Origin of the sequence: Pedobacter foliorum (assembly GCF_013266735.1) — a bacterium.
Lineage (GTDB): Bacteria > Bacteroidota > Bacteroidia > Sphingobacteriales > Sphingobacteriaceae > Pedobacter > Pedobacter foliorum.
The window spans coordinates 58,822-70,955 of the sequence record NZ_JABSNU010000002.1 but is presented as its reverse complement, the minus strand read 5'-3'; the positions used below and the strand labels follow the sequence as shown (position 1 = coordinate 70,955).

The following is a 12,134-nucleotide window of genomic DNA, read 5'->3' as shown; positions in this document are numbered from 1 at the left end:
TGAGGGATTTAAAGTTTAACAGGTTTTCTTCTACCCTCAAACAACATATACTTTCTATTTATCTTATCCAGAATTGCAGATACTGAGTCTCGTTTTTCATTTACCCCAGTTAAAACAATTGTTGAATCATTTAGCTGTTTATACTCAAGTGTAAAACCTTCTCCAGCATAGTTTTTATTCTTATTCCTAAGTACAATTTTCTTATTGACAGTATCTGATGTATAAGCAAAATACTGCCTTCCTCCTACTCCTGCCGACTCATAATTCCTATCGATATCATTATCAAAATACCCATCACCAGTTGATGGATCCAGCTTAATTGGTCGTGCTATTTTAATACTGACGGTTGCCCATTTCTCGAAAACCACATTTTGCCACCTGTTTGGATCTGTTGTAGAATAAGGGATCAACTGGTTGTTGAACCGGAATTCTCTAACGTTATAATATCCGTACGTTCCTGCCAGTCCTTTGCTTTTGGGTATTTTATAGGGTTCTTTACTATAATTGGCATAAGTAGTCCCTCCTAACAAGATTACAAATGCAACAAAGGCTGTTTTTAAAACTACCCTCAGGTTACGGATGCCTTTAGTTGCAAATAACGGTGTAAACTTATTGGCTATAGTTTGGCGCTCTAATGCAAGTAAACTATATAAACGTGGCGCATCGTAAGCAAAAAGAAATGCTGCGATAATTACCAAATAAAGACTATAAACCTGCTCACCTGCATCATAGGCAATATTGGCAACAAATACATTTCCAATAAAACCAAGAATTAAACCACTGCCAAACGTTACCGTTCTTCTGAAGAAAAGAAGCAGTCCGGCAAGAATTTCTACAAAACCTAAAAACACTTCATAAGGTTGTGCTATACCTACTGTATGAAAATAGATCTTCCATGCAAAGAAATCTCCATAATTGGTGTGCAGGTTACTTAACGATGGATACGGCATCTGCAATGGAAAAAGCTTGATAAATCCATAAGCAATTATTCCGATAGCCAATCTGTAACGCAGTATTACTCTTAAGCCATAATAAAGGCTATTGTAATCAAACTCTCTTTTTATATTGCCCCAAATTAACGTACCTATGGCCGCTAGAACAGTTGCCACACCCCAGTTGGCATATCCCGTAAGGGAAAAGAACTGAGGCGCATATTTAGTAAGTTTAAACAGATCGTAAAAAGAAAACTCTATCGGATTTATAGAAAAAAGATCTCTGTAAAACTTCCAATCGAGTGGAACTACCTGGATAATAAAATAGAGGATAAAGAAACGCAACACAATCTTTTCCTTGCCGGACCATTGTGAATTATTTGTATTAAAAAAACTCATGATGTATGGTTTATCTGTCTAACAATAAATTATTTACCCGAATAGCCTGGATTCGGATCTAAACTATGATCCAACTGTATTTGGGTTATCGGGATTGGGAACAAGTACTCATAATCCTCTACATGTGTATTTTGATCTAATGCTTCCAATACAGCCTTTGCCCTTCCTGTTCTTGCCAAATCGAACCAACGATGTGCTTCGAAAGCAAACTCTATTCTTCGTTCATTCTCTATTGCCAACAAAATATCCGCCTGCGTTACAGCAGTTGAAGGAAGTATTTCTGCACGTTCTCTCACTTTATTCAGGTCAAATAAAGCACCTGTTGTAGCCGACAAGTTATCCAGATGAGCCCTTGCTTCTGCTCTTATCAAATAAAGCTCTGCAATCCTGAATATGTAGGCAGGATCTGTAGCGGGTAATCTGTAATATAAATTACCGAACCAAATGGTGGTTCCACCTTGTGTTACACTACCGATCAGTGCTTTTCTACCACCAGAAATATTTGGATCATTAAGTAATTGAACAAAACGATCATTAGGAGCATACCTGTAAGTACCCCCATTTGTTGGGTGTTGCATTTGAGCCCTGATAGCACTCGGATTAATTGCACTATACTCCAATTCAAATACGGATTCTGAAGTGCCTAGCGCATTACCTGCAAACCACGCGCTATACGGTTTAATTAAAGTATAGTCAGACGAAAGATTGATCAGTTTTGTAGCGTACTCTTCTGCCAATGCCCATTCTTTTTTATACAAATGAAGTCTGGCTCTTAATGCCCATACTGTGCGTTTAGTCGCTCTTATTCTGTTAAGGGTATTCGGCAATAACTGCTCTGCATCTTCAAGATCTTTCAGTACTTGTGCATAGGTTTCATTCAATGTACTTCGCTTTACTTCTCTGCGATTTTCTAACGAAGTAGTAGGCTCAAGTACAATTTGCACCCCACCCCAAGCTCTTGCCAAATCAAAATAGGCTAAGGCACGGATGAACTTTGCTTCTCCAACATATTGATCTTTTAATTGTTGGGTAAGTAGTGGATCCTGTACTTTAGGCACTCTACTAATTACATTGTTTGCTCTGTTTATGGTGATGTAAATAGCGGACCATGCAGTATTGAAATTCGTATCATCTGCTCTGAAATTTACGTTTACAAGATTTGCCGCGCCTCCTGTAGTAAGGTTTTTGATATCTCCACTTGGAAAATAGCCTAGTGTAACATAGCCTTCGCCATAATAACCTGCTGAGGCCAATTGTCTGTAAACCCCTCTTAGCGCTGTTTCGCTTGATGTTTTATCAAATATTGGGTTCTCATCTGATACTGCATTAATAGGATCTATGGTTAAAAATTTCTTGCAGGAGATGAGAGTTGATGCCGCAGTTAGTAAAACTATAATGTATTTTAAATTTTTCATCAGTATATAATTTTAATGTTCGATTATAGAGTTAAGTTTAAACCAAGCTGAATGGTACGAGGTTGTGGTGGTGTACCATAATCATAACCCTGAATGTTACCTGTGCCAAGGTTCGACTCTGGATCGGCACCTGTATATTTGGTAAATAATAACAGATTGCTTCCTGTTAGGTAAATCCTTAACTTATCTATTTTCGCCTTTTTTGTAAGTGCTTTTGGCAGTACATAACCAACTGTAAGTGCACGCAATCTTAAGAATGAGCCATCTTCCAGGAAGCGACTATTTTCTTGTCTGGAATAATTAGCTGCAGTTAATCTTGGTGTATTGGTTACCTGTCCGGGTGTTGTCCATCTATCTAGCTGACTTGCTAATAAAACCCTGTTAGCATCAAGAGTACCTCCTGTTTCGCCAAGCATTCTATTGTGGTTCCAGATTTTATTACCATATGAGTAGGTAAAGAAAATACCCAGATCAAAACCTTTATAGTTTAGCGTATTATTAAATCCACCAAAAAATTTAGGCCAGGTATTGCCTACAATTTGTCTGTCATCAGCAGTAATTTTTCCATCACCATTTTTGTCCTCAAATACTGCATCTCCAGTGTTTTTATCAACGTAAAGTTGTTTATAAACCCAGTATGAGTACAAAGAACTTCCCTGCTGTAACCTGATCAGATCTCTACCTGCAAATGGAATATCCGCTGGTATTTTCTCGATCCTATTGATATTCTGGGATACATTAAAATCGGTTTTCCAGGTAAAATCAGTAGTCTGAATATTAGTAGAGTTTATAACCAGTTCAAACCCTTTGTTACTAATCTCTCCGTAATTGGTCAGGTAAGATGAAAAACCTGTTGTGGCTGGTGTCGCAATCTGAAGCAATACATCTGTTGTGTATTTATTGTAGTAATTAAATTCAAACGATAGTCTGTCTTTAAACAAGCCTAAATCTAAACCTGTACTGAACTGCGCTGTTTTTTCCCACTTTAAGTTCGGATTCGCAATTTGCAATGGTGCAATACCAGGTCCTTCACTACTACCAAGCTTATCCGAATATCCATATCCTCCGTTCCATAATCCTTGGGAAGCGAAATCATCAATACCACTTTGGTTACCGGTAAGGCCATAGCTGATTCTAAATTTAAGGTTGCTAATCTCTGATACATTTTTCAGGAAATTCTCCTGATTAATTCTCCAGGCAGCACCTATAGCAGGGAAATAACCCCATTTATTATTCTTTCCAAATCTCGATGAACCGTCGGCACGCACTGTAAATTCTGCATAGTACTTTTTATCATAGTTGTAGTTTAACCTCGAAAAGAAGGATGCCAATGCACTTTTAGTTCTAAACTGTGCTGCTGTTTGTGTAGCTGCTGATGATATTTGTGTGTAAGAGTTATTTGGGAAATTGGTTCCGGTTGCCGAAACATTTTTAATCTCAACACCTTGTAAGGTGTTACCAATTAATGCACCAATACCGTGCTTGCCCAATTGAGTATTATAAGATAAAGTCTGCTCATTAATTAAAGTGCTTGATTGCGTTATTGCCTGCGTACCGCGACCTCCCGAAGCCCCTAAAATAGTTCGGGTGTCCCAATACTCATTTTCTTCATAATTGTTATAATCTACACCAACACTAGAGTGAAACTTTAAATTCTCAAGGATATCTATATCCAAATAAGTGTTTCCAATGTAATGGTAGCTGTTCGACCAAAGGTTTACCTTACTGGTCAATACATCAATGTTATCAAAATTCACCCATTTAAGAGGGGTTCCATCAGCTGCAAAAATGGGCAGATAGGTTGGTATGTTTAGCGAAGCTTGCAAAAGTGTTCCATTACCTCCATTTGCAGGACGAGCCTGATCTCTGTGGCTTTTAGAAAGTGTATTGCTGGTTCCTATGGTAACTTTATCATTTAATTTCTGATCGATATTGACCTTAAAACTAGCCCTATCAAACGACATTGGTTTCCAGATGGACTCCTGATAAGTATAACCTCCACCTAAATAATATCTTGTTTTTTCAGAACCTCCTTGGACAGATAGATCATAATTACGTAGATCAGCTGTTCTGTTCAAATAGCTCATTCTATCGTATGTAGGTTGCTGCTCCGGAAGTCCACGACCAGGAACACCATTAATAATCTCAGTGGCAGGTCTGAACGGGAGTGCATTACCCATATTCTTATTGTATTCGTTTACCAGTTGTGCATGCTCAACTCCGGTTGTTGTTTTCCAGATTCGGTCTTCTGGTGCCCAGCCCCTTCCTTCAGATGCATTAAAATCAATTTTAGATTTACGGCCATAGTCGCCATGCTTTGTGGTTACAATTATTACCCCATTAGCCCCTCTGGAACCGTATATGGCAATTGCACTTGCATCTTTTAACACTTCTATACTCTCTATATCTGATGGATTTATATCCGCGAGCGGAGATGTTGCCCTGTCCTGTGCAATACTCTGAAGACTTGTGTTATTAATAAACACACCATCAACCACGTATAAAGGATCATTACCTGCGTTAATAGAAGTTGCTCCCCTTACTCTAATAAATACATCAGAACCGGGAACACCTGTATTTGTGTTAATCTGTACTCCCGCACCTTTTCCTTGTAACTGAGCATCAAAACTAGCCTCAGGTATTGTTTTAGCACCGGTTAGATCGATTTTTGAAACTGAACCGATCAGATCCTTCTTATCCTGCTTGCCATAACCAACAATTACTACATCATTAAGCTGACTTGAGGCTTCTTTAAGCTCTATAAAAATCGGACTTCCGTTGGCCACGACTTCTTTTTTTTCGTAACCGATATATCGGATTTCTAAGGTATATGGAAACTTCTGTCCTGTTACAAAATCGAATCTACCGTCGTTATCCGTTTGTACAGTGTGTGTTGTTCCAATAATATGGACGCTAACTCCAGGTATTCCCTGCTTGGTGGCTGCATCTACTACCTGACCTTTCAGTGTAGAGTTAATAAGGGGTTGGATTTGTGAAAAAGAAATAAGTGGTAACAGAAATAATACCACGATACTGCTGTTCAATAGCAGCGTCTTTTTTAACAAGGAATAAGCACTATAGAAATGCCTACCCTTTTTAAAATTTTGCATAACTTTAAAAAGTTTTAATTAATAAAATTCTATTGGTTGAAACGAGTTGGCATTTCAGTAAGTGATTGGCGTTGCGTACTGAGTGCCCTGATAAAGGCAGGATGCTAATCCTGTCTTTATTAATAATTTATAGCGTGAAATGCTATTGCATGGAACAGCAACAACAGTGAGAAGAATATCTCAATTGATTTAGACTGCAGAGCGCAATTTCTTTTTTTAAGTGTAAAAATTTTTCCATTGTTTGGTTTGTGTTTCTTATCAATTGAAAGCAAATGTAACTGCATTTATTTAAAAAACAAATAAAATCTATGGATTTAATAGAGTATTAGTGAAAAAGGATATAAAATGATACCTTAGGTTCTAATTAAAATTGAACCAATTACACTATCCTAACACACTAAAATGAAGAAGTACTACCTTTTGCTCTGCCTTTCGTTCATAGCATTTTCCTTATCCGCACAAAAAAAATCAAAAGAAACTTCTGGTAACCCATTATTTCCAGGCTGGTATGCAGATCCTGAAGGCGCAATTTTTGGTAAAGAATACTGGATTTACCCCACCTACTCAGATAAATATGAAGCACAAACCTATATGGATGCTTACAGCTCAAAGGATTTAGTTACGTGGAAAAAACACCCACATATTCTTGACACAAGTAACGTTAAATGGGCTAAAAAAGCAGTATGGGCGCCATCAATAACCAAAAAAGGAAACAAGTATTATTTGTTTTTTGGTGCTAACGATATTCAAAACAATAATGAATTAGGTGGTATAGGAGTTGCTGTTTCAAATAAACCAAATGGCCCGTTTAAAGACCTTATAGGAAAACCACTAATCGATAAATTTCACAACGGAGCACAACCAATTGACCAATATGTTTTTAAAGATAAAGACGGACAGTACTATTTATTTTATGGTGGCTGGTCGCATTGCAATGTTGTAAAATTGAGCGATGACTTTAAAAGCATAGTGCCTTTTCCTGATGGAACAACTTATAAAGAAGTAACTCCAAAGGGGTATGTTGAAGGTCCTTTTATGTTTATCAGAAACGGAAAATACTATTTCATGTGGTCTGAAGGCGGATGGACTGGTCCGGATTATTCTGTAGCTTATGCAATAGCAGACTCACCATTAGGCCCATTCACACGTATTGATAAGATATTAAAACAAGATCCATCTATTGCTACTGGCGCTGGTCACCATTCAGTGATTAAAAATCCTAAAACAGGCGACTATTACATTATATACCACCGTCGTCCATTAGGAGAAACCCATGGTAATCACAGGGCTACTTGTATAGAAAAAATGGAATTTGATGAAAACGGTTTGATAAAACCTGTAAAGATTACTTTCGAAGGTGTTGGTGCTAATCCTTTGTAAAAAAGGATTAGCTATATAATATCGTCATCCCGAATTTATTCCCAAATGTTATTTACTGAGGTAAGTATAACTGGCTTACCGTCAGTAACTATTATGGTATGTTCATGCTGTGCTACATACCCCCCTTTATTCCCAACCAATGTCCAACCGTCTTCTTCCTGATCTGCATAAGTTGACGCAGTGGCAATAAACGTTTCAATAGCTACAACAGAATTTTTTCTGAATCGGGTATTATTGAATCTATCATAACAGTTCAAAATATCGTGTGGTTCTTCGTGTAAACTTCTGCCAACACCGTGTCCAGCAAGATTTTTGATCACCTTATAACCAGATTTACGAGCTTCGGTTTCAATTAATTTGCCGATATCTGCAATCTTTACCCCTCCCTTGATCTGATTTATAGCTTTACGCAATATTTGCTTAGAAGCATCTACAAGCGGCTGAAGGTCATTTAAATCTTCCCCTAAAATAAAAGATCCACCATTATCTGCCCAAAAGCCATTTAACTCCGCAGATACATCAATATTAATAAGGTCGCCCTCTTTTAAAACTTTATCGTCTGTTGGAATACCGTGTGCAATCTCATTGTTTATACTAATGCACGTCCACCCGGGGAAATCGTAAGTAAGCTTTGGTGCCGACTTTGCGCCCAATGAATTTAAAATTGCTCCTCCAAAATCATCCAATTCTTTAGCAGTCATACCCGGAGTAGCACGAGCCCTCATCTGTTTAAGGGTTTCCGCTACAGCATTACTGATCTGTTGCATTCCTAAAAGTTCTTCGTTTGAGGTAATTGACATGGTCTTTTTTTATGCAAAGGTAGAATTATTTGGCTTAACCTGCTTCCTTGTTCAACAAACTGTAGAAGAACTCCACAACTTTTCTAAAGCCTCAACAAAATAAACTACTGAAAATCAGCTCCGTGCCAAAAAACCGCTATTCAGGCACTATTATGTAGCATAGTTTAATCATAATTAACAAGAATATTTAATTGAAAATTTAAAATAAGTATTATGAAAAAGATCATTTTATCAGCAGCATTTTTAGCAGTAGCCGGATTAACAACAGTAAAAGCAAGCGACATTAAAAACTCAGTAGAAGTTGCTGTAAGACAAGATAGTACTACAAAAACTCCAGTTGAATTGAAAGACCTTCCAGAAGCGGTTCAAAAAACTTTACAAGCTGAACCGGCTAAAGAATGGACGCCAACTGCAGCGTTTCTTGTTACTAACGCAGACAAGTCTCAGTATTATCTGATTAACGTTAAAAAAGGTGAAGAATCAGGATCTCTTAAGATCGACAAAGACGGTAAAGTGGTTCAATAAATCACGATACAAATATAGCTAATACCCATAAAAGCCGGAGGATTCCGGCTTTTGTGCTTTTTATTAAATCGATAATTAGAATAAATCATCATATTTAATCGTTGTATAGAAATATGAGAATAAGACTAATTGCGCTTTTATTGTTTTGTTATTCTGCTACGTATGCTCAATCTTTTAAGTATCCGGCTCTTAATCCACAAGGAAAAACAATAAAATCACTCATTCCCGCACAGTGGAAAGTTATAGATTCCGTTTACGGAGATTTAAACAATGATAAGGTTGAAGATTTAGCCTTGATCTATGAGTTTTATGCTGCCGTTAAAGAAAACAGGGCATATGGAGATAATACTACCGAACTCATTACCGAAACACAAAGACCCAGAATGCTTGCTGTCTATTTTAAATCGGGCAGAAACTATAAGTTGGTTACCCAAAACAATGATTTCGTTTTAAGATCCGAAGAAGGTGGTGCTATGGGCGATCCTTTACGTCCGCTGGCAATTACCGACAATATACTTAACCTCGCTTTTGAAGGCGGTGGAAATTGGAGATGGAAACTCACTTACAGCTTTAAATATCAGGACAAAGACTGGCAACTTACCAAAGCAAGCAATTACTCTTACCATAGTGGATCTGGGGATATGAATAGCAAAAAGTATGATTTTGTAAACAAAAAGCGAATTATCACTATCGGGAAAATGAGCAATACAGATTCAGCAAACGAGATTATTGAGCAGAATTTAACGTTTAAAACGCTTAAGAATTTTTCGAATTTTAAAAAGCCGTGGACCTGGGAATTGGGGCCAGACGAATTTCTATAAAATCGGTATTAGAAATTGCTTAGTGTGGTTAACATGTCAGACTCAACTCAGACTCTCCTCAGGCTCAACTCAGACTCTGTTAGACTATTGTCAAAGTTGAGTTTGATTTGGCACGAGAAACAGACAGTTAACAGGCTAAACAATAAGAGACTGTCGTCATCCTGAATTTATTTCAGGACCTCTCTTGAGCATGTTTCGAATAGTTGGCGAGAGGTTCTGAAATAAATTCAGGATGACGTGGTGTACAAAAAAAGCGTCTTGATCAATATTGATCAAGACGCTTTTTAAATTATGTTATCAAATTATTAACGTGAATAATTTGGAGCTTCTTTAGTGATTGAAATATCATGTGGATGACTCTCTCTCATTCCGGCTGCAGTGATACGTACAAATTTAGCTTTCTGCAAGTCTTCAATCGTAGCAGCACCACAGTAGTGCATACCTGCTCTTAGACCACCTACATATTGATAAATCACCTCAGCCAATGTTCCTTTATAAGGTACACGACCAACAATACCTTCTGGTACTAATTTGGTAACTACGTCTTCTTCGTCCTGGAAATAACGGTCTTTAGAACCCTGTTGCATTGCTTCAACAGAACCCATACCACGGTACGATTTAAACTTACGTCCTTCGTAAATGATGGTTTCACCTGGCGACTCCTCTACTCCTGCGAATAAAGATCCTGCCATGATAGAGCTTGCTCCAGCTGCAATAGCTTTAACAATATCTCCTGTTTGTTTGATACCACCATCAGCAATTACAGGGATTCCTGTGCCAATTAATGCTTGTGCACATTCAAAAACTGCGTATAACTGAGGTACACCAACACCTGCAATGATTCTGGTAGTACAGATAGAACCTGGACCGATACCAACTTTTACTGCGTCAGCTCCGGCTTCAGCTAATGCTCTTGCGGCGTCTGCAGTTGCAATATTACCTGCAATAACCTGTAGATCTGGGAATTTAGCTTTAATGGCCTTAACCATATCGATAACGCCTTTAGAGTGACCGTGAGCAGTATCAACTGTAACCACATCAACTCCTGCTTGTACCAATGCAGCAACGCGATCAATGTTATCAGCAGCTACACCTACAGCAGCACCTACACGTAATCTACCACGTTCGTCTTTACAAGCTTTAGGGTAGTTTTTATATTTTTGAATGTCCTTAAAAGTGATTAATCCTGCCAGTTTACCATCTTTACTGATTACAGGAAGCTTTTCAATTTTATAATCTTGTAAAATTTCTTCAGCCTGTAAAAGGGTTGTACCTTCAGCAGCGGTGATCAGATTTTCGCTGGTCATCACTTCAGAAACTTTACGTTGCATATCTTTTTGGAAGCGTAAATCTCTATTGGTAATGATACCAACCAGTTTACCATCAGAATCTATAACAGGAATTCCACCTATTTTAAATTCTTTCATAATCTGGAAAGCATCGGCAACTTTAGCATCTTTACTTAAAGTAACTGGATCCTGGATCATTCCGCTTTCTGAGCGTTTTACTTTTCTAACCTCCTCTGCCTGACGCTCGATGCTCATATTTTTATGTAGCATACCGATACCACCTGCCTGAGCAATGGCAATAGCCAAACCAGATTCAGTTACAGTATCCATAGCAGCAGAAACTACAGGAACATTAATGCGTATTTTTTTTGTAAGGAAACTTCCGGTATCCACGTCACGTGGCAGAACTTCAGAATAAGCAGGTACTAATAATACGTCATCGTATGTTAGTCCTTCGGCGATAAATTTATTGGGATCGAGTTGCATAGCAAATAATTTATGAGTTACTATTTGCGAGGCAAAGATACGATTATTACTTATACTACGCAACTGTTTTACGAAAATTGGCTATCAACCACAAAAGTTTACAATTAAATTAAATAGCTTCTGAGAATAATTATGAATAAATTCTTTTCTACATTTGGCAAAAAAATTAACGACATGAAGAAAACGCTCTTTTCAATTGCACTTGCAATTGCTAGCACGGCATGCTATGCCCAAACCTCACAAATTAATGTTGATACAATATCAAAAAAAATTGACAAAGCTCAACAACCTTTCAAACCAAGTACAGGCTCTATAGTTACTGAGCTAAATTTCAATCCTTTCAAAGGAAACTTAAGTTTAAACAACTCTCTTAATCAAATTAAAGTAAGATATTTTATTAGCCCCGACATAGCTTTAAGATTAGGTTTTAATGTCAGCAAAAAAGACTCTACCGCAAATTTTAACAACCCTTATGGTACACAAAGTGTTTTCATTAACAATGAAAGAAAAAGTACTTTAATTGGATTTAACTTTGGTGTAGAAAAGCACTTTAAAGGTACCAAACGATTGTCTCCTTATGTTGCAGCCGACTTTTCAATAAGCAGTAGATCATCAAGTCAGGAAATTAAGGATAATGGTTCTTCTACCTCTATTAAAAATGGTTGGCTCGAAACTATTTACATACCGAACAGTCCAAACTATTATAATCAGCTACAAGAAAATGCATACACACGTTATGGCTTAAACTTAATTGCAGGTTTTGATTTTTATGTTGCCAAGGATTTCTTTATTGGTTATGAATTTAACTTCAATATATCGAAAACGGAATATAAAAACATCGAGGTAATATCTACAGGTCAAAATCCAAATACAGGCCAACCGAATAGCAACTTCAATGATACCGGCAAAAAATCGGCATCGACATTTGGCCCGACACTAATAAATGGTGTTCGTGTTGGTTATTCATTTTAATTATC

9 protein-coding genes are annotated in these 12,134 nt (G+C 37.5%); 4 read left to right on the top strand and 5 right to left on the bottom strand.

Annotation, left to right across the window (positions count from 1 at the left end):
• Window positions 1–8 precede the first annotated feature (8 nt).
• From HQN83_RS04150 to HQN83_RS04140, 3 genes are read right to left on the bottom strand one after another with little or no spacing between them, the layout of a single operon-like run.
• Window positions 9–1,331 carry a DoxX family protein gene (locus HQN83_RS04150; protein ID WP_173088953.1) on the bottom strand — a complete coding sequence of 441 codons (1,323 nt, stop codon included), beginning with the start codon at window positions 1,329–1,331 and terminating at the stop codon, window positions 9–11.
• Between the two features lie 29 nt (window positions 1,332–1,360).
• Complete coding sequence (locus HQN83_RS04145) at window positions 1,361–2,746, bottom strand: RagB/SusD family nutrient uptake outer membrane protein (RefSeq protein WP_173088951.1); 1,386 nt, start codon at window positions 2,744–2,746, stop codon at window positions 1,361–1,363.
• A 23-nt stretch (window positions 2,747–2,769) separates the two neighbouring features.
• The gene (locus HQN83_RS04140) at window positions 2,770–5,856 is read right to left on the bottom strand and encodes a SusC/RagA family TonB-linked outer membrane protein (protein WP_173088949.1); all 3,087 of its coding nucleotides are present in this window, start codon (window positions 5,854–5,856) and stop codon (window positions 2,770–2,772) included.
• A 402-nt stretch (window positions 5,857–6,258) separates the two neighbouring features.
• On the opposite strand from HQN83_RS04140, the gene HQN83_RS04135 reads away from it, so the two are divergent.
• Complete coding sequence (locus HQN83_RS04135; protein WP_173088947.1) at window positions 6,259–7,236, top strand: glycoside hydrolase family 43 protein; 978 nt, start codon at window positions 6,259–6,261, stop codon at window positions 7,234–7,236.
• Window positions 7,237–7,271: 35 nt separating this feature from the next.
• Here the strand turns inward: HQN83_RS04135 and map are convergent, their stop codons facing one another.
• Window positions 7,272–8,036 carry a type I methionyl aminopeptidase gene (map, locus tag HQN83_RS04130; protein WP_173088945.1) on the bottom strand — a complete coding sequence of 255 codons (765 nt, stop codon included), beginning with the start codon at window positions 8,034–8,036 and terminating at the stop codon, window positions 7,272–7,274.
• Between the two features lie 213 nt (window positions 8,037–8,249).
• Here map and HQN83_RS04125 point away from each other — a divergent pair, with 213 nt between their 5' ends.
• A complete protein-coding gene (locus HQN83_RS04125) occupies window positions 8,250–8,561 on the top strand; it encodes a hypothetical protein (RefSeq protein WP_173088944.1) in 312 nt (103 codons plus the stop codon).
• A gap of 113 nt (window positions 8,562–8,674) precedes the next feature.
• Window positions 8,675–9,382, top strand: coding sequence for a hypothetical protein (locus HQN83_RS04120; RefSeq protein ID WP_173088942.1), 708 nt, complete (start codon window positions 8,675–8,677; stop codon window positions 9,380–9,382).
• 305 nt (window positions 9,383–9,687) lie between these two features.
• Here HQN83_RS04120 and guaB read toward each other — a convergent pair whose 3' ends face one another.
• Window positions 9,688–11,157, bottom strand: coding sequence for an IMP dehydrogenase (gene guaB, locus HQN83_RS04115; protein WP_173088940.1), 1,470 nt, complete (start codon window positions 11,155–11,157; stop codon window positions 9,688–9,690).
• Between the two features lie 174 nt (window positions 11,158–11,331).
• Here guaB and HQN83_RS04110 point away from each other — a divergent pair, with 174 nt between their 5' ends.
• On the top strand, window positions 11,332–12,129 hold the full coding sequence (locus tag HQN83_RS04110; RefSeq protein WP_173088938.1) for a hypothetical protein: 798 nt from the start codon (window positions 11,332–11,334) through the stop codon (window positions 12,127–12,129).
• The last annotated feature ends 5 nt before the right edge of the window (window positions 12,130–12,134 follow it).